We start from the raw sequence: 16,155 nt of genomic DNA on the forward strand, positions 1-16,155 counted from the left end.
CCACCGTCTCTGACTTGGCGCCTGGAGCCACTGCGGGCCCCCGGCGGGCCTCACGGGCAACCATGGAACTGGCCGCCGCGCCTGTCTGGAGGGTGGAGTAAGGCATCCGCGACGCTGTAGCTTCGCTGGGGGCATTAGTGGCAGGAGTTGCTCACCACAGGACTTAGCGAGGCACTGGCAAGGGTTCGGTCAGATGCTTATCGGCCTCCGTTAGGAAACTATTACGGACTCCCTTGAAGGCTAGGCTCAGCTCTTTGTAGTCGCGGTCAAAAATTGCCATGATGCCTGATGCGTAATCAAAGAGAAGCACGCCTATTTCCCCCTCGTTGAAGCCGCAGTCACCTAGCATTCGATGCGCTTCGGAGACAATGGCCGGGGCGGCCGCAAACGTAGAAGCGGTGACCTGTGCCATCCCCTGTGCCATCATCGCCAGCCCGGCACGGAGACTAGGTTCTCCGCCTTGCACGAGAGTGAAGGGCCGGAACGCCGTCATGGTGATATCTACCAGGTCCTCAGGGGGTGGCGTGGCGGCGATGTTCCCTCTCTCCGCGGCCAGCGATTGAAGGGTATCGTTTGCCTCCAAGATGCGTATCGCTTCACTTGGTGCGTTCGTGGACCCCGCAAGTGCTACATCGCGCCGAGCGTGCGCCACTTTCAGGTTCCACTTTTGATGTGCCGAAGCAAAAGGACCGGCAATAGCCGCGAATATGACCCTTCTGGTGATATTTTTGTGGATTTCGCAGGCCGCTGTGTAGATCTTGCTGGGTCCCTCGAACTCCACGTCGGCTAACTTCGTGAACAGGTTCGCTACTTGCTCTTGAAACGCAGGGCCGTACGCCAAGTCGCCGCGAAACATCCGCTCTGTTGATAGGTTCAGCTCATCGGCAACCCGGATGAACGCAAGCCAGGCTGATCGTCGTGTGTTATCGCGCCATTGCTTTTGACTGGCCTCAACTTGCGTAAGTGCGGCAGAGACCGTGGCGGACGCTTGGTGTCGACCCACTGCATACGCGGCCCCGGCGGCAGGTAAAGCGACCGCAGCACCGATGAGAGCCGAAACGATTTCCACCTGCATGCATGCCCCCCTGGAAGATGCCTAGACCCGATCCTCAAGTTACCGGGCTTAAGACTGGCGAGGGGGCGGTTCGGAGTCGGCCGGTGGCTGTCTTCATCTGGGATGGCTAGTTAGACCACCTCGTGGGCGGTCATCCAGGACAGTTGACTCAGAGAGTCGTGAGCGTGGCTAGCAAGCGTGCGGGGACGCTGTCAGGAGCGTCGCCTCGCGGCGCAAGTAGTGGGAGGGAACCATGCAGGAGCACCTCAAGGCGCTGGAGCACGAGGAAGAGATCATCTGGACGGAGGACATCGAGAAGTTCGACTACGTCCGACAGTCAGTCGCTCAGTCGGTCAAGACTCGTCAGCGTGAAGTTCCCTGGAGTGGCAACGGGCGACGGGTGGGCTACGCCGTACTTCGCGGCAATGCTCCGAGTGGGGCAGTGCCCGGTCACTTCGTTCGGCGGGTCTTTTGGGTCAAGGAGCACGACAGGTCCGAGCAGCCGAATGGCATGTACCGGAGCTCCGCGCCGGCTGAGGCTGTCGACCCTCGCACCGTTGCTCCCGGGGTGTGGGGCGAGGTCACCGAGCGAGCGTGGGGAGCACCTCTCAACGAAGCCTAGGAGCGGGACGCGCCCAACGCTGCGGACGAGGTGTGGACGGCATCGGTTTCGGTCCAGGGAGGTCACCGCGTCTCCGCAGGTCAGAAGGGTTACAGAGGCGCCAACGTGTGGGGACTGTAAATCTGTCGGCTATGCCTACCCAGGTTCGAATCCTGGCGCCGCCACACGGGAACGAAGGCCCCGTGATCTGCGAGAGCAGATCACGGGGCCTTCGTCGTCGTGCCCCGTCCGGATCCCGCTGCTCGCGCTTCCGTCCCGGACCTCACTAGAATCGAACGTGTGAACGAGGACCGTCCGCTGACGCGTCTCGACATGCTGCGTTTCGCGCGCCGCGTCGTCGAACACCAGGCCGCCAGGCAGCTCGCGCTGATGGACCGGTGGATCGCCGACGAGGAACGCCGGGAGGCCGAGCGGCAGCGCCGCCTCGCCGTCCGGCAGAACGCGCCGGAGTGGGCCGTCGAGCACGGCCTGAACGGCCGGAGCGCGGTGTACGTCCACGTCGGCGGCTGTACCGGCGCCGGCGGGCGGGCGAGGGGCGTCGGCCGGGACCAGGCGGTACGGGCCCTCACCGAGGGAGGTGTCCCCGCATGCCCGCTGTGCCGGCCGGACACCGTGCTGGGAATTCTCGAATGACCGGCCCGGGTGCGGTCCCGGGCGGTCCGGATGATGCTGGAGCCATGGCCGGGAAACGTCCCATCGTCGTGCACCTGCCGTCCCCGACCGGCGGTCGCCGGGTGCGGGTGGACGGCGAGATCCTCGGCCTCGCGCACAACGTGCGGGACCTGGTGGAGTTCCTGCGCCGGGCGGGGCTGGAGATGGAACCGGAGGAGGTGGCCGACTCGCCGCTGATCGACTGGCGCGGGGTCGGGCCCGACCGGTGGGAGGCGGAGACCCGGACCTGACTGCGCCACCGCGTCCGCGCGGGCGGAGGCGCGCGGCCGCGCGTTCCGGGCACACTGACGGCATGTCCTCCCGACGCAGAACCTGTCCCGTGTGCCGCCGCGAAATCGCCGTCGTGGCAGGCCGCTTCGCGCGGCACGATCCGCCCGGGGCGCGGGAGAGCGGGGAACTCGTCTCGTGCGCCGGGTCGCGGCGGCCCGCGCAACTCGGGGCGGTCCAGCCGGCGTTGGACGGGTACGTCGTGCCGGACTTTCCCGGGCAGCTGCCGCTGTTCTGAGTCCTGACGGGCCGTCGGGTCCCCGGGCGCGGGCCTACGGCTCGTTCGACGGGTCAACGGCCGGCGGCCGGCCTCAGTTCCCGGCGACCGACTTCACCGCCACCGACACCGGCGTCGAGCCGCTGATCAGCTCCAGGGTGAGACCGGCCGTCGCCGGCGTGTCCACCAGTTCCGCGAGGACGGTCGCCACGTCGTCCCGGGGAACCGAGCCGCGCCCCGTGTGCGCCTCCAGCCGGACCAGACCGGTGCCCGCCTCGTCCGTCAGCGAGCCAGGACGCAGGATCGTCCAGTCCAGCGTCTCCTGCCGGGCGATGTACGCGTCGGCCTCGCCCTTGGCGCGCAGGTACACGTCGAAGACGTCGTCCCCCTGGTGGGCGGGATCCGCGCCCATCGAGGACACCACCAGGAAACGGCGCACACGCGCGCGTACGGCCGCGTCCGCGAACAGCACGGCCGCACCCCGGTCCACCGTGTGCTTGCGGGCCGCGCCGCTGCCCGGGCCCGCGCCGGCCGCGAAGACCGCCGCGTCCGCGCCCTGCAGATGCGCCGCGACCTCCTCCACCGAGGCGGACTCCAGGTCGAGCAGGACCGGTTCGGCGCCCGCCGCCCGCAGATCGTCGCCCTGTTCGAGCGTGCGGATGATCCCCGCGACCTCGTCCCCGCGCGCGGAGAGCAGCCGCTCCAGCCGCAGCGCGATCTGACCATGACCACCAGCGATGACAATGCGCATGAAACCGACCGTACGCCCGAAGAGCCGCATCCGCCGCACGAGTTACCGGCGACCCCAGGGCACGCCGGGCACCCGCCGGCCGCCGCCCGTGACCGCGCGCACCGGTCCCGGCACGCACCCGCCAGCCGCCGCCCGCGACCGGGCGCACTAGTCCCCGCACGCACCCGCCGCTCCCCGCACGCCCCCGCCACTTCCCGCACGCCCCCGCCACTCCCCGCGCGCACCCCCTCACCCCCACCCGCTCGCCCCCCGCCCCTGCGCTCAGGACAGCTCCCCGCGCCCCTGCCGCGGCAGCCCGAGCTCCACTGCCGCCGCCGAGTTGCAGTACTCGCGCACGGCGCTGGTACGGGCCACCACCCGGCCCCGGTGCACCACGATCCGGCTGTAGGCCAGGGAGAGGGCGCCGGCCAGATGGTCACCGCGCACGGCCAGCAGCTCCGCGGGGAAGCCCGCCTCCACGCGGACCTCCGGCAGGCCCAGGACCGCCCGGGCCGAGGCGCACACGGCGTCGTAGGCGTCCTCCGGGCGCAGGCCGTGGGCGGAGGCGAGGAGGTAGGCGGCCTCCAGCGGGTCGCCGCGGCCGACGGGGTTGGAGACGTCGCGCAGGGCGCCGCTGCCGGCCGCCACCCGCACCCCGGCCGCGCGCAGCAGCCGTACCGGCGCCGTGCCCCGCCGGTCGGCGCCGCCGCAGCCGCCCTGGGGCAGGCACACCACCGTCACACCGGCCGCCGCGAGCTGGTCGGCGACGCGGGAGGCGGCCTCGTCGGGCAGGCGCGCGAGACCCGCGCACGGTCCGATCGTCACGCCGGGGCGCAGGCCGCCCGCCATGGCCGCGAGCCGGGACAGCCGGGCCGGATCGGCGGCGTCCGTGTGCAGGTCCACGGGGCAGCCGTGCTCGGAGGCCACCTCCAGGACCGCCTCCACGTAGCCGGTGGGGTCCGGGTCCAGGTCCGGGCAGCCGCCCACCACGGAGGCGCCCATCTTCACCGCGTCCCGCAGCATCGCGAGCCCGTCGGCGCCGGCCGCCCCGGTCAGCAGCCGCGGCATCGCCACCGTCGTCAGCTCCGCCAGCCCCCGCAGCGACCGCCGTGCCTGCAGGACCGCCCCCAGCGCGCCGAGTCCCTGGACGTCGCCCACGCGCACGTGTGCGCGCAGCGCCGTCGTCCCGTGCCCGAGCTGCAGCAGGGCCGCCTCCGTGGCCCGGCGCTGGACGTCCTCGGGGGCGTACGAGACCGGGCCGGGGCGCTCGGCGGAAAGGGCGGTGTCACCGTGGGCGTGCGGCTCGGCCGGGGCCGGCAGCAGCAGGTAGCCGCTCAGGTCGACGCGTGTGGCGCCCTGCCGGGCTCGCCCCGGGGCGAGACTGCCGGTCGTCCCGACCGCCTCGATGCGCCCGCCGGCCAGCCGTACGTCCACGGTCCGGCCGTCGGTGAGCCGCGCCCCGCACAGCAGGAGGGCGGCCGGGTCGGACGGTCCGGAGGACCCCGACGGGTTCGACGGCGGTTGCGGCTGCGGCTGGCTGTCGGGCATCGCGCTCCAGGGTGGGGCCGGGGGGCTCGGGCGGGGCGGCGTGAGCGGTTCGGGGCCGTGGGTGGCCCCAAGATCACGCAGAGTGACTCGAGCCTAGGGTGGCGAGCCGTGCAGGTCCCGCAGGAGCGCAATAGTCGTACCGGCGTGGTCCGCCCCAGGCGGTACACGTGTCGCCCGCGCGCGTGGCGGACGCCGCGTCCGGCGACGCCCCCCTGCGGCGGCGCCGGACGGCCCCGCCGCAGGGGTGCGGGAGGCTCTCGGGAGCGGTGGGGCCGGGGTGGTCGCGGGCGCCGGGATACGGATTTGGGTGAACGGCGGCAGACCGTGTAATGTCTTCATCGCTCGCCCCAATAGCTCAGTCGGCAGAGCGTCTCCATGGTAAGGAGAAGGTCAACGGTTCGATTCCGTTTTGGGGCTCTGATGTGAGAGGTTCCCGTCGCAAGACGGGAGCTGATCTCATCAAAGCGGTGTAGCTCAGTCGGTAGAGCAAGCGGCTCATAATCGCTGTGTCACCGGTTCAAGTCCGGTCACCGCTACTGACAGTAGCCGATTGCGGGGTCGGTCCTTCGATCGGCTACTCTTTCTTGCGTTGAATCAGTCCACCCGTTCGTCTTAGGAGCACTCACGTGGCTGCCACCGACGTCCGCCCGAAGATCACGCTGGCCTGCGTGGAGTGCAAGGAGCGGAACTACATCACCAAGAAGAACCGGCGTAACAACCCGGACCGTCTTGAGATGAAGAAGCACTGCCCGCGTTGCAACGCGCACACCGCGCACCGCGAGACGCGATAAATCAGGCTCGACCGTGAGGCCGTCCCCTTCCGAGGGGGCGGCCTCACGGCGTTTCCGTGCCCCGGCGCGCACCGCGCCCCGGCCCGCCCGCATTCCGCGACCGGTTTCCGGCTAATTTGGGGCCATCACAGCAGACGTCAGGAGGTGCCGGGCCATGGCGCTCGACCAGTCCTTCGTGGGACGGACTTATCCGCCCACCGCGCCCTATGAGGTGGGCCGGGAGAAGATCCGTGAGTTCGCCGAGGCGGTGGGCGAGACCAACCCGGTGTACACGGACCCCGAGGCCGCCAAGGCGCTCGGCTATTCCGATGTGATCGCCCCGCCGACCTTCGTGTTCTCCATCACCTTCCGCGCCGCCGGAGAGGTCATCGAGGACCCGCAGCTGGGCCTGGACTACAGCCGCGTGGTCCACGGCGACCAGAAGTTCGCCTACGCCCGCCCGGTGCGCGCCGGCGACCGGCTCACGGTCACCTCCACGATCGAGGGGATCAAGTCCCTCGCGGGCAACGACATCCTGGACATCCGCGGTGAGGTGCACGACGAGGCCGGCGAGCACGTCGTGACCGCCTGGACCAAGCTCGTGGCCCGCGCGGCCGAGGAGGCGTGAGCACCCGATGACGGCGAAGATCGCGTACGACGACGTGGAGGTCGGCACCGAGCTGCCGGCCCGGACCTTCCCCGTGACCCGCGCCACCCTGGTGCGCTACGCGGGCGCCTCCGGCGACTTCAACCCGATCCACTGGAACGAGAAGTTCGCCAAGGAGGTGGGTCTGCCGGACGTCATCGCGCACGGCATGTTCACCATGGCGGAGGCGATCCGTGTGGTCACCGACTGGCTCGGGGACCCGGGCGCGGTCGTGGAGTACGGCGTCCGCTTCACCAAGCCCGTCGTCGTCCCGAACGACGACCAGGGCGCCCTGATCGAGGTCAGCGGCAAGGTCGCGGCCAAGCTGGACGACAACACCGTCCGGGTGGACCTGACGGCGACGAGCGCCGGCCAGAAGGTGCTCGGCATGTCCCGGGCGGTCGTACGGCTGGCCTGACCGGCGTATGACCGCGTGTAAGGGGCGCGCTCCTTGGCGAGGCGCCCCTTACGCGTAGTCGATGGCGGTGGTGTCGCCTGCGCGGTTGCCAAGTTAGTGATTGAGTACTAACTTAGCGGCATGCCCAGGATGAGCGCAGAGGAGCGGCGCGAGAGCGTCATCCATGCCGCGACCGTCGAGTTCGCGCGCGGCGGATACCACGGCACCTCCACGGAGGCGATCGCCAAGCGGGTCGGCGTCTCGCAGCCGTACCTCTTCCGGCTCTTCCCGGGCAAGAAGGCGATCTTCCTCGCGGTGGCCGAACGCTGCGTGGAGGACACCATCCGGACCTTCGCGGAGGCCTCCGAGGGGCTGCGGGGCGAAGAGGCCCTGCACGCCATGGCGAACGCGTACACCAAGGTCATCGCGGAACGGCCCGAGCGGCTGTTGATGCAGATGCAGATGTACGTCGCCGTGGCGGCGGCCGAGGAGGAGGGTGACCGCGAGTTCGGCGAGCGCGTGCGGGCCGGTTGGATGCGGCTGTGGGACACGGTCCATCTGCCGCTCGGCGCGGACGTCAACGAGACCACCACCTTCATGGCTTACGGAATGCTCGTCAACTGCCTGGTCGCCATGGGCTTCCCGCCCGAGCACCGGGTGTGGGAGGGCATGTATCCGTCGGCCCGACTGAAGGGGCGCCTGGAGCACTGACCCCCACCGGGGGATTCGGGGGCGCCTTCATGACCGCGAAAGTTAGTCATCAATAACTAACTAGAGTTCACGTTCTGGGGGAGCGATGTCACAGCAGACGGAAACACCCGGTACCACCTCCACACGCGCGCGTGCCGTGTGGGCCCTCGTCATCACCAGCGTCGCCGGGTTCATGGCGGCCCTGGACAACCTCGTCGTCACCACCGCCCTGCCCTCCATCCGCGAGGACCTCGGCGGCGCGCTGGACGACCTGGAGTGGACCGTGAGCGCCTACACGCTCACCTTCGCCGTCCTGCTGATGTTCGGCGCCGCGCTCGGCGACCGCTTCGGGCGCCGCCGGCTCTTCATCGCCGGACTCGCCGTGTTCACCGGCGCCTCGGCCGCCGCGGCCGTGGCACCCGGCATCGGCTCCCTGATCGCCGCCCGCGCGGTGCAGGGCGTCGGCGCGGCCGTGATGATGCCGCTGACGCTGACCCTGCTGACCGCGGCCGTGCCCGCGGCCAGGCGAGGAACGGTCTACGGCATCTGGGGCGCCGTCAACGGGCTCGCCGTCGCCTCCGGACCGCTCATCGGCGGCAGTCTCACCGAGCACGTCTCCTGGCACTGGATCTTCTGGCTGAACGTTCCGCTCGGCCTGGTCGCCCTGCCGCTGGCCCGGCTGCGCCTCGCCGAGTCCCACGGCACCGGCGCCCGGCTCGACGTCCCCGGCACACTGCTGGCCAGCGGCGGGCTCTTCGGGATCGTGTACGGCCTGGTCCGCGGGCCCGCCGACGGCTGGACCGACCCCGTGGTGCTGACCGCGCTCGGCGGCGGCGGCGCCCTGCTGCTGGGCTTCGTCGGCTACAGCTCCCGCGCGGCGCACCCGATGCTCCCGATGCGGCTGTTCCGCTCCCGCGCCTTCTCCGGCATCAACGCGGCCAGCCTGCTGATGTTCGTCGGGATGTTCGGCTCGATCTTCCTGCTCAGCCAGTACATGCAGGGCGTCCTCGGCTACTCGCCCACCGAGGCGGGGCTGCGGATGCTGCCGTGGACCGGCATGCCGATGCTGGTCGCGCCCGTCGCCGGGATCCTCTCCGACCGGATCGGCGGCCGTCCGGTCGTCGCCGCGGGCCTGTTCCTGCAGGCCGCAGGCCTCGGCTACATGGCCTGGGTGGCCACCGCGGACGCCTCCTACGCCGTCCAGCTCCCCGCGCTGATCATCAGCGGCGTCGGCATGGCGCTGTACTTCGCACCGGCCGCCAACCTGGTCATGTCCAGCGTCCGCCCGCAGGAGCAGGGCATCGCCTCCGGCGCCAACAACGCGCTGCGCGAGGTGGGTGGTGCGCTCGGCATCGCGGTCATGTCCTCCATCTTCTCCGCGCAGGGCGGCTACGAGTCCGCGCAGAGCTTCGTGGACGGCCTGCGGCCGGCCCTGGTCACCGGCTCGGCGGTGGTCGCCCTCGCCGCGGTCGCCGCCCTGGTGATCCCCGCCCGCCGAAGCGCCGGGCGGACCGCCACCACGGCCGGACAGATGCCCGCACCGGCCCTCGAATCCGCTTCCCGCTGACCCCGCCACACCCGCCCGAGGAGCCCGTGATGCCCACCCTTCCCTGGACCGCGCCGCACACCCCGCCCCCCGGCACCGAGGTGCACGTCTTCGCCTCCCGCTTCGAGACCCGCACCCTGTGGGGCGCCCTCCGCTTCCTCGCCCGCACACCGGCCGTGTGGCGCCAGGTCGGCCGCGCGCCCGGCGCCTACGGGGCCACCCTCAGGGCGCAGCCCCTGCGGCGCACCTTCTGGACGCTGTCCGCCTGGGAGTCGGCGGACGCGCTCCACGCCTTCGCCCGCTCCGGCGCCCACCGGCCGACGTCCCGCGCCCTGGCGGCCGAGATGCACGACGTCACGTTCGCCACCTGGCGGACCTCCGCCGACGAACTTCCGGTCCGCTGGGAGGAGGCGGTACGGCAGCTGACATAGCGGCCCGGCGGACCGCGCACGCGCGCGTGGACCGAGAGCGCCTACGACGGTCCACGCGCGCGTGCGTGCTGTGCGCGCGTACTGGCGGACACCTGCGGAGGCGGGGCTGCCGGAAGGGGTTTGGGACTGCTGCCGGTGAATGCCCGTCGCCAGGCCGCGGGCCCAGCTGGTGAGCGCGGCCGCGGAACTGGGCGTCCCTGTCGTCGTGGTCGATCCCGCCTGCCCCCAGGCCCGACCGGGCATGCTTCCGCTCGGTCTCCAGGAACGGTCTCGTAGTCTTGGGCGCGTGCAGGTACTCCACGACGCCCCCCTTGCCCCGCTGACCACCTTCCGGCTGGGTGGTCCCGCGACGCGGCTGGTGACCGCCGCGACCGACGCCGAGGTGATCGCCGCCGTCCGTGAGGCCGACGACAGCGGTACGCCGCTGCTGGTCATCGGCGGTGGATCGAACCTGGTCATCGGTGACAAGGGCTTCGACGGCACCGCCCTGCGCATCGCCACGCGCGGGGTCGAGCTGCGCGGCACGACGCTGGAGCTGGCGGCCGGCGAGGTGTGGACCGACGCCGTCGCCCGCACCGTCGAGGCCGGCCTCGCCGGAGTCGAGTGCCTGGCCGGCATCCCCGGGTCCGCCGGTGCCACGCCGATCCAGAACGTGGGCGCCTACGGCCAGGAGGTCTCCTCGACGATCACCGAGGTGATCGCGTACGACCGGCGGGCCGGCGAGACCGTCACGCTGACGAACGAGGAGTGCGCCTTCTCGTACCGCCACAGCCGCTTCAAGGCCGACCCCGAGCGCTATGTCGTGCTCCGCGTCCGCTTCGAGCTGGAGGACGCGGGCGGGCTGTCCGCGCCCGTCCGGTACGCCGAGGCGGCCCGCGCGCTGGGCGTGGAGCCCGGCGACCGGGTGCCGCTGGCCGACGCCCGCGAGACCGTGCTGAAGCTGCGCGCGGGGAAGGGCATGGTGCTCGACCCCGAGGACCACGACACCTGGTCGGCCGGGTCCTTCTTCACCAACCCGATCCTCACCGACGAGCAGTTCGCCGCGTTCCACGCGCGCGTGCGCGAGCGGCTGGGCGACGGCGTCGAGCCGCCCGCCTACCCGGCGGGTCAGGGCCGTACGAAGACCTCCGCGGCCTGGCTGATCGACAAGGCCGGCTTCACCAAGGGCTACGGCTCCGGCCCCACCCGCATCTCCACCAAGCACACCCTCGCCCTCACCAACCGGGGCGCCGCCACCACCGAGGACCTGCTCGCCCTGGCCCGCGAGGTGGTCGCCGGAGTGCGCGAGGCCTTCGGGATCACGCTGGTCAACGAGCCGGTGACCGTCGGCGTCAGCCTCTAGCGGCGCCGGAGCGGCGGCGGCTCAGTACGCCACCCCGACCCCCTGCTTCAGGGTCTCCTCGGCGTCGATCATCGACAGCATCGCGTGCGCGACGTCCGCGCGCGCGATGAAGCGCCCCTTGGGCGGGAAGCCGCCGACGACGGTGCGGTAGCGGCCGGTGAGCGGCTTGTCCTGCAGACGCGGCGGGCGCACGGACGTCCAGTCCGTGGCGCTGCGGGCCAGCTCGGCCTCCATCGCGCGCAGGTCGGCGTAGACGTCCTTCAGGACCGCCGACACCAGACCCCGCACCCCTCGGTCCAGCGGGCCGTCGCCCACCGGAGCCGGGCCGACCGGAGCGGCGCTGACCACCAGCAGCCGGCGTACGCCCTCGGCCTCCATGGCGCCGAGGACCGTCCGGGTCAGCCGGGTCGCCACCCCGGCGTCCTTGCGGCTGCGCGCGCCCAGCCCGGACAGGACGGCGTGGCGGCCCCGGACGGCGCCGCGCAGCTCCTCCGGGTCGGTCAGACCGCTGCGGACGACCTCCAGGCGGCCGCCGGTGACAGCGAGCCGGGCCGGGTCGCGCACGACCGCCGTGACCTCGTGACCGGCGGCCAGGGCCTGGCGGACCAGCTCCCGGCCGATCCCTCCGGTGGCGCCGAAAACAGTGAGCTTCATGCCGACCTTCCCCGTGCGTTGCGGGTGGGTGAGTACTTACTCACCCCTTTCCCGTCTAGAGTGGGTAAACACTCACCCGCCCGTCAAGGCCCGAACGGAGCCCCATGGAGACGAAGCCGGCGCGTGTCCGCATCCTCGACGCCGCCCACGAGCTGATGCTCACCGTCGGGCTCGCCCGCGCCACCACCAAGGAGATCGCCCGCGCGGCCGGCTGCTCGGAAGCCGCCCTCTACAAGCACTTCGACAGCAAGGAAGAGCTGTTCGTCCGGGTCCTCACCGAACGCCTGCCCCGGCTCACCCCGCTGCTCGACAGCCTCGCCGCCCAGCCCGGCCAGGGCACGCTGGAGGCGAACCTCACCGAGATCGCCCGCCAGGCCGCCCTCTTCTACGAGCAGAGCTTCCCGATCGCCGCCTCCTTGTACGCCGAGACCCAGCTCAAACGGCGCCACGACGACGCCCTGCGCACCCTCGGCTCCGGCCCCCACCTGCCCATCCAGGGACTGGACGCCTATCTCCGCGCCGAACAGGCCGCTGGCCGGGTCCGCGCCGACGCCGACACCTACGCCGCCGCCTCCCTCCTCATCGGCGCGTGCGCCCAGCGCGCGTTCGCCTACGACGCCACCGAGAGCGGCGAACGCCCGCCCGTGGACGCGTTCGCCGCCCGGCTCGCGCGGACCCTGCTCGGCGGAATCTCCGTTGCCCGACAGCCCGGACAGCCGTGATCATGCTGCCCATGAGGTACCGCACATGCGGCTGAGGCTGCGCGAGTTCCGGCCCCGCACCGGGCCGCACGAGTACCGGATCGTCCAGCCCCGGCACCCCCTGCGCCACACCTCGCTGCGCGCCCCCGAACCCATCGGCCTGCTGCTCGGCGACCACGACGGGCTGAACCGGCTCGCCGGCCTCTTCTCCTTCGCGGCCCGCTCCCGGCACACCCTCGTCCATGTGCCGCTGCGCGACGGCGTCCCGCCCGACGAGGGCGTCGGCGAGCTGGTCGACCTCGTCCTCGTCCACCACAGCCTCGGCCTGCGCCCCAGCCAGTGGCCCGAGCTGCGGCGCAGGCTACGGCAGGGCACCCCGCTCACCGTCCGTACCGACGAGGCGCGCACCGCGCGGGACGCCGCCGCCTGGCGCGCACGCCAGGAGCGGACCGGCTTCCAGGAAGAGCTGAGGCACGCCACGCACGCGCGTACGCTCTTTTTCTTCGGCGACCGGGACCTGTTCGCCGACATGGCGGTCTGGCTCGCCCGGGCGGCGGGCCACGGGCCGCATCAGAAGGGTGTCGGCGAGGGGCACATGGCGTACATGGGATCGATGTTCCCCCTGGCCGATCACCCCGGCGGCGGACACCCGGTCGAGCTGATGATCTGCTTCAAGGCCTATCCGCCGTACGCCCACTTCAGGCCGCCGGGCGGGCCAGCCAGTCGTCCACGCCGGCCAGCAGCCGCTTCCTGACCTCCTCCGGGGCGGCCGAACCGCGCACCGACTGCCGGGCCAGCTCCGCGAGTTCCGCGTCCGTGAAGCCGTGGTGGTGGCGGGCGATCTCGTACTGGGCCGCCAGCCGGGAGCCGAACAGCAGCGGGTCGTCGGCGCCGAGAGCCATCGGGACGCCCGCCTCGAAGAACGTGCGCAGCGGGACGTCCTCCGGCTTCTCGTACACGCCGAGCGCCACGTTCGAGGCCGGGCACACCTCGCAGGTCACGCCCCGCTCGGCCAGCCTCTTCAGCAACCGCGGGTCATCGGCCGCACGCACCCCGTGCCCGATCCGGGTGGCGTGCAGATCGTCCAGGCAGTCCCGGACCGACGCGGGACCGGCCAGCTCGCCACCGTGCGGCGCCGACAGCAGACCGCCCTCCCGCGCGATGTGGAAGGCCCGGTCGAAGTCCCGCGCCATGCCCCGCCGCTCGTCGTTGGAGAGCCCGAAGCCGACCACGCCCCGGTCCGCGTACCGCACCGCGAGGCGGGCCAGCGTGCGCGCGTCCAGCGGATGCTTCATCCGGTTCGCGGCGACCAGCACCCGCATGCCGAGCCCGGTCTCCCGGGACGTCGTGTCCACCGCGTCCAGGATGATCTCCAGGGCCGGGATCAGACCGCCCAGCCGGGGCGCGTACGACGTCGGGTCCACCTGGATCTCCAGCCAGCCCGAGCCGTCCCGCACGTCCTCCTCGGCGGCCTCCCGGACCAGGCGCTGGATGTCCTCCGGCTCACGCAGACAGGAACGCGCCGCGTCGTACAGCCGCTGGAAACGGAACCAGCCCCGCTCGTCCGTGGCGCGCAGCCTCGGTGGTTCCCCGCTGGTCAGCGCGTCCGTCAGCGCGTCGGGCAGGCGGACGCCGTACTTGTCGGCCAGTTCCAGGACCGTCCCCGGCCGCATCGAGCCGGTGAAGTGCAGGTGCAGATGGGCTTTCGGCAGCTCGGACAGATCACGTACACGCTCCATTCCCAGATCCTGCCGCACGTCCCTGCCGTCCCGGTAGCCGTTTCCCCGTACGTGGTCTTGCTCGCACACACAAGCGGGCCGCCTCCCCGGAGGGAAACGGCCCGCACGCGCGCGCAGCGGCCGGGAACTAGTCCCGCGCCTCCGTCAGCAGCTTCTGCATCCGGCTCACGCCCTCGACGAGGTCCTCGTCACCGAGCGCGTACGACAGCCGCAGATAGCCCGGCGTGCCGAAGGCCTCGCCCGGCACGACCGCGACCTCGGCCTCCTCCAGGATCAGCGCGGCCAGCTCGACCGTGTCCTGCGGGCGCTTGCCGCGGATCTCCTTGCCGAGCAGCGCCTTGACCGAGGGGTAGGCGTAGAACGCGCCCTCGGGCTCCGGGCAGACCACGCCGTCGATCTCGTTGAGCATCCGCACGATCGTCTTGCGGCGCCGGTCGAAGGCCTCGCGCATCTTCGCCACGGCCTCCAGATCACCGGAGACGGCGGCCAGGGCGGCCACCTGGGCGACGTTGGAGACGTTCGAGGTGGCGTGCGACTGCAGGTTCGTCGCGGCCTTGACCACGTCCTTCGGGCCGATGACCCAGCCCACGCGCCAGCCGGTCATGGCGTACGTCTTCGCCACACCGTTGACGACGACGCACTTGTCGCGCAGCTCGGGGAAGAGCCCCGGCAGGGACACGGCGGCGGCGTCGCCGTAGACCAGGTGCTCGTAGATCTCGTCGGTGAGCACCCACAGGCCGTGCTCCAGGGCCCAGCGGCCGATCGCCTCGGTCTCGGTCTCGGAGTACACCGCGCCGGTCGGGTTGGACGGGGAGACGAAGAGGACGACCTTCGTCTTCTCCGTGCGCGCGGCCTCCAGCTGCTCCACCGAGACCCGGTAGCCGGTCGTCTCGTCGGCGACGACCTCGACCGGGACACCGCCGGCCAGGCGGATCGACTCCGGGTACGTCGTCCAGTACGGCGCCGGGACGATGACCTCGTCGCCCGGGTCGAGGATCGCGGCGAACGCCTCGTAGATGGCCTGCTTGCCGCCGTTGGTGACCAGGATCTGCGAGACGTCGGGCTCCCAGCCGGAGTCCCGCAGCGTCTTCGCGGCGATCGCGGCCTTCAGCTCGGGCAGGCCGCCGGCCGGGGTGTAGCGGTGGTACTTCGGGTTCTTGCAGGCCTCGACGGCCGCCTCGACGATGTAGTCCGGGGTCGGGAAGTCGGGCTCGCCGGCGCCGAAGCCGATCACCGGACGCCCGGCGGCCTTCAGAGCCTTCGCCTTGGCGTCCACGGCGAGGGTGGCGGACTCGGAGATCGCGCCGACTCGGGCGGAGACCCGGCGCTCGGTGGGTGGGGTTGCAGCGCTCATGCGGCCCATCGTTCCAGACACGAAATGCGCACGGCACACGGGTTTCACAGACTGAACAGGAAGGGTCGAGGCGTGAACAGGGATCCGAATCCGGCCCCCGGCCAGGACGATCTTTGGTCACGCGGCCCCCGACGGGCACTTTCTGTTCGACGCCGGGCCGCGGACCACGTACACTCTCACCTCGTTGGCCTTCAGCGGCCACCGCGCAACCGGTGCACACCGAGCACCCGGTCGGATGCGGTACGTTGGGGACACACAAAGGGTCGTAGCTCAATTGGTAGAGCACCGGTCTCCAAAACCGGCGGTTGGGGGTTCAAGTCCCTCCGGCCCTGCTACACACACCGCCAGGATGTGTGCGCATGTACGTACAGCATTGCACCGCCGTGCGGCTCAGGAACCGGGCGCGGCACGGCCACGACCCGGGATCAGGTGAGGACAATGACGGACGCCGTGGGCTCCATCGACACGCCTGATGCCCAGGACGAGGTGCCCGAGTCCAAGAAGAAGGCCCGCAAGGGCGGTAAGCGCGCCAAGAAGGGCCCGCTGAGGCGTCTCGCCACCTTCTACCGCCAGGTTATCGCGGAACTCCGCAAGGTCGTCTGGCCGTCGCGTAACCAGCTGACGTCGTACACCACCGTGGTGATCTTCTTCGTCGCCATCATGATCGCCCTGGTGACCGTGATTGACTATGGGCTCGACCACGCGGCCAAGTACGTCTTCGGCTGAGCCAAGAGCGAAGGGCGCCGTGGCACCGGCGCCCGTTTTCGCATGTTCC

20 protein-coding genes and 3 tRNA genes are annotated in these 16,155 nt (G+C 71.3%); 17 read left to right on the forward strand and 6 right to left on the reverse strand.

Annotated elements, in window-relative coordinates:
• Positions 1–163 precede the first annotated feature (163 nt).
• Entirely contained in the window at positions 164–1,075 is a 912-nt protein-coding gene (locus tag ACZ4U1_RS21990; RefSeq protein ID WP_467905348.1) for a hypothetical protein, read from the reverse strand.
• Positions 1,076–1,307: 232 nt separating this feature from the next.
• Between ACZ4U1_RS21990 and ACZ4U1_RS21995 the strand changes: the two genes are divergently transcribed.
• The 4 genes from ACZ4U1_RS21995 to ACZ4U1_RS22010 all read left to right on the forward strand — a co-directional run bounded on the left by ACZ4U1_RS21995 (position 1,308) and on the right by ACZ4U1_RS22010 (position 2,853).
• Positions 1,308–1,676, forward strand: coding sequence for a DUF6009 family protein (locus ACZ4U1_RS21995; RefSeq protein ID WP_467905349.1), 369 nt, complete (start codon positions 1,308–1,310; stop codon positions 1,674–1,676).
• Between the two features lie 279 nt (positions 1,677–1,955).
• Positions 1,956–2,309 carry a DUF6233 domain-containing protein gene (locus tag ACZ4U1_RS22000; protein WP_467905351.1) on the forward strand — a complete coding sequence of 118 codons (354 nt, stop codon included), beginning with the start codon at positions 1,956–1,958 and terminating at the stop codon, positions 2,307–2,309.
• Between the two features lie 44 nt (positions 2,310–2,353).
• A complete protein-coding gene (locus ACZ4U1_RS22005; RefSeq protein ID WP_467905352.1) occupies positions 2,354–2,578 on the forward strand; it encodes a hypothetical protein in 225 nt (74 codons plus the stop codon).
• A 62-nt stretch (positions 2,579–2,640) separates the two neighbouring features.
• A complete protein-coding gene (locus tag ACZ4U1_RS22010) occupies positions 2,641–2,853 on the forward strand; it encodes a hypothetical protein (RefSeq protein WP_467905353.1) in 213 nt (70 codons plus the stop codon).
• A gap of 73 nt (positions 2,854–2,926) precedes the next feature.
• Here the strand turns inward: ACZ4U1_RS22010 and ACZ4U1_RS22015 are convergent, their stop codons facing one another.
• Positions 2,927–3,583 carry an SDR family oxidoreductase gene (locus ACZ4U1_RS22015; protein ID WP_467905354.1) on the reverse strand — a complete coding sequence of 219 codons (657 nt, stop codon included), beginning with the start codon at positions 3,581–3,583 and terminating at the stop codon, positions 2,927–2,929.
• Between the two features lie 261 nt (positions 3,584–3,844).
• Complete coding sequence (locus ACZ4U1_RS22020) at positions 3,845–5,110, reverse strand: amidohydrolase family protein (RefSeq protein ID WP_467905355.1); 1,266 nt, start codon at positions 5,108–5,110, stop codon at positions 3,845–3,847.
• Between the two features lie 344 nt (positions 5,111–5,454).
• Here ACZ4U1_RS22020 and ACZ4U1_RS22025 point away from each other — a divergent pair.
• The 9 genes from ACZ4U1_RS22025 (at position 5,455) to ACZ4U1_RS22065 (ending at position 10,932) form a co-directional block, all read left to right on the forward strand.
• Positions 5,455–5,527: transfer RNA gene (locus ACZ4U1_RS22025), tRNA-Thr, on the forward strand.
• A gap of 46 nt (positions 5,528–5,573) precedes the next feature.
• Positions 5,574–5,646: transfer RNA gene (locus ACZ4U1_RS22030), tRNA-Met, on the forward strand.
• Positions 5,647–5,736: 90 nt separating this feature from the next.
• Positions 5,737–5,901 (forward strand): 50S ribosomal protein L33, encoded by a 165-nt coding sequence (gene rpmG / locus ACZ4U1_RS22035; protein WP_003948671.1) that lies wholly within the window; start codon positions 5,737–5,739, stop codon positions 5,899–5,901.
• A 154-nt stretch (positions 5,902–6,055) separates the two neighbouring features.
• Positions 6,056–6,508 (forward strand): FAS1-like dehydratase domain-containing protein, encoded by a 453-nt coding sequence (locus tag ACZ4U1_RS22040; protein WP_467905356.1) that lies wholly within the window; start codon positions 6,056–6,058, stop codon positions 6,506–6,508.
• 7 nt (positions 6,509–6,515) lie between these two features.
• Positions 6,516–6,944 (forward strand): MaoC family dehydratase, encoded by a 429-nt coding sequence (locus tag ACZ4U1_RS22045; protein WP_467905357.1) that lies wholly within the window; start codon positions 6,516–6,518, stop codon positions 6,942–6,944.
• A gap of 120 nt (positions 6,945–7,064) precedes the next feature.
• On the forward strand, positions 7,065–7,634 hold the full coding sequence (locus ACZ4U1_RS22050) for a TetR/AcrR family transcriptional regulator (protein WP_467905358.1): 570 nt from the start codon (positions 7,065–7,067) through the stop codon (positions 7,632–7,634).
• Positions 7,635–7,719: 85 nt separating this feature from the next.
• A complete protein-coding gene (locus ACZ4U1_RS22055) occupies positions 7,720–9,180 on the forward strand; it encodes an MFS transporter (protein ID WP_467905360.1) in 1,461 nt (486 codons plus the stop codon).
• A 29-nt stretch (positions 9,181–9,209) separates the two neighbouring features.
• Positions 9,210–9,590 (forward strand): DUF3291 domain-containing protein, encoded by a 381-nt coding sequence (locus ACZ4U1_RS22060; RefSeq protein WP_467905361.1) that lies wholly within the window; start codon positions 9,210–9,212, stop codon positions 9,588–9,590.
• 241 nt (positions 9,591–9,831) lie between these two features.
• A complete protein-coding gene (locus ACZ4U1_RS22065) occupies positions 9,832–10,932 on the forward strand; it encodes a UDP-N-acetylmuramate dehydrogenase (protein WP_467905709.1) in 1,101 nt (366 codons plus the stop codon).
• A gap of 21 nt (positions 10,933–10,953) precedes the next feature.
• On the opposite strand, the gene ACZ4U1_RS22070 is transcribed toward ACZ4U1_RS22065, so the two are convergent.
• Positions 10,954–11,586 carry an NAD(P)-dependent oxidoreductase gene (locus ACZ4U1_RS22070; protein WP_467905362.1) on the reverse strand — a complete coding sequence of 211 codons (633 nt, stop codon included), beginning with the start codon at positions 11,584–11,586 and terminating at the stop codon, positions 10,954–10,956.
• 104 nt (positions 11,587–11,690) lie between these two features.
• Between ACZ4U1_RS22070 and ACZ4U1_RS22075 the strand changes: the two genes are divergently transcribed.
• Together ACZ4U1_RS22075 and ACZ4U1_RS22080 are read left to right on the forward strand one after the other, a co-directional pair.
• A complete protein-coding gene (locus ACZ4U1_RS22075) occupies positions 11,691–12,308 on the forward strand; it encodes a TetR/AcrR family transcriptional regulator (protein ID WP_467905364.1) in 618 nt (205 codons plus the stop codon).
• Positions 12,309–12,333: 25 nt separating this feature from the next.
• Positions 12,334–13,041, forward strand: coding sequence for a hypothetical protein (locus tag ACZ4U1_RS22080; RefSeq protein WP_467905366.1), 708 nt, complete (start codon positions 12,334–12,336; stop codon positions 13,039–13,041).
• On the opposite strand, the gene ACZ4U1_RS22085 is transcribed toward ACZ4U1_RS22080, so the two are convergent.
• Together ACZ4U1_RS22085 and ACZ4U1_RS22090 are read right to left on the reverse strand one after the other, a co-directional pair.
• A complete protein-coding gene (locus tag ACZ4U1_RS22085; RefSeq protein ID WP_467905368.1) occupies positions 12,986–14,026 on the reverse strand; it encodes an adenosine deaminase in 1,041 nt (346 codons plus the stop codon). The two genes, ACZ4U1_RS22080 and ACZ4U1_RS22085, sit on opposite strands and share 56 nt — an antisense overlap.
• Positions 14,027–14,153: 127 nt before the next feature.
• Positions 14,154–15,380 carry a pyridoxal phosphate-dependent aminotransferase gene (locus tag ACZ4U1_RS22090; RefSeq protein WP_467905369.1) on the reverse strand — a complete coding sequence of 409 codons (1,227 nt, stop codon included), beginning with the start codon at positions 15,378–15,380 and terminating at the stop codon, positions 14,154–14,156.
• Between the two features lie 259 nt (positions 15,381–15,639).
• Here ACZ4U1_RS22090 and ACZ4U1_RS22095 point away from each other — a divergent pair.
• Positions 15,640–15,712 (forward strand) — tRNA-Trp (locus tag ACZ4U1_RS22095).
• Positions 15,713–15,818: 106 nt separating this feature from the next.
• Complete coding sequence (gene secE / locus ACZ4U1_RS22100; protein ID WP_467905371.1) at positions 15,819–16,106, forward strand: preprotein translocase subunit SecE; 288 nt, start codon at positions 15,819–15,821, stop codon at positions 16,104–16,106.
• The last annotated feature ends 49 nt before the right edge of the window (positions 16,107–16,155 follow it).

This window comes from Streptomyces sp. NPDC028928 (assembly GCF_055564915.1).

Coding starts and splice junctions, on each gene's coding strand:
- ACZ4U1_RS21990 (WP_467905348.1), bottom strand. CDS start 1,075: ATGCAGGTGGAAATCGTTTCGGCTCTCATCGGTGCTGCGGTCGCTTTA.
- ACZ4U1_RS21995 (WP_467905349.1), top strand. CDS start 1,308: ATGCAGGAGCACCTCAAGGCGCTGGAGCACGAGGAAGAGATCATCTGG.
- ACZ4U1_RS22005 (WP_467905352.1), top strand. CDS start 2,354: ATGGCCGGGAAACGTCCCATCGTCGTGCACCTGCCGTCCCCGACCGGC.
- ACZ4U1_RS22010 (WP_467905353.1), top strand. CDS start 2,641: ATGTCCTCCCGACGCAGAACCTGTCCCGTGTGCCGCCGCGAAATCGCC.
- ACZ4U1_RS22015 (WP_467905354.1), bottom strand. CDS start 3,583: ATGCGCATTGTCATCGCTGGTGGTCATGGTCAGATCGCGCTGCGGCTG.
- ACZ4U1_RS22020 (WP_467905355.1), bottom strand. CDS start 5,110: ATGCCCGACAGCCAGCCGCAGCCGCAACCGCCGTCGAACCCGTCGGGG.
- ACZ4U1_RS22040 (WP_467905356.1), top strand. CDS start 6,056: ATGGCGCTCGACCAGTCCTTCGTGGGACGGACTTATCCGCCCACCGCG.
- ACZ4U1_RS22045 (WP_467905357.1), top strand. CDS start 6,516: ATGACGGCGAAGATCGCGTACGACGACGTGGAGGTCGGCACCGAGCTG.
- ACZ4U1_RS22050 (WP_467905358.1), top strand. CDS start 7,065: ATGCCCAGGATGAGCGCAGAGGAGCGGCGCGAGAGCGTCATCCATGCC.
- ACZ4U1_RS22055 (WP_467905360.1), top strand. CDS start 7,720: ATGTCACAGCAGACGGAAACACCCGGTACCACCTCCACACGCGCGCGT.
- ACZ4U1_RS22060 (WP_467905361.1), top strand. CDS start 9,210: ATGCCCACCCTTCCCTGGACCGCGCCGCACACCCCGCCCCCCGGCACC.
- ACZ4U1_RS22065 (WP_467905709.1), top strand. CDS start 9,832: ATGCTTCCGCTCGGTCTCCAGGAACGGTCTCGTAGTCTTGGGCGCGTG.
- ACZ4U1_RS22070 (WP_467905362.1), bottom strand. CDS start 11,586: ATGAAGCTCACTGTTTTCGGCGCCACCGGAGGGATCGGCCGGGAGCTG.
- ACZ4U1_RS22075 (WP_467905364.1), top strand. CDS start 11,691: ATGGAGACGAAGCCGGCGCGTGTCCGCATCCTCGACGCCGCCCACGAG.
- ACZ4U1_RS22080 (WP_467905366.1), top strand. CDS start 12,334: ATGCGGCTGAGGCTGCGCGAGTTCCGGCCCCGCACCGGGCCGCACGAG.
- ACZ4U1_RS22085 (WP_467905368.1), bottom strand. CDS start 14,026: ATGGAGCGTGTACGTGATCTGTCCGAGCTGCCGAAAGCCCATCTGCAC.
- ACZ4U1_RS22090 (WP_467905369.1), bottom strand. CDS start 15,380: ATGAGCGCTGCAACCCCACCCACCGAGCGCCGGGTCTCCGCCCGAGTC.
- secE (WP_467905371.1), top strand. CDS start 15,819: ATGACGGACGCCGTGGGCTCCATCGACACGCCTGATGCCCAGGACGAG.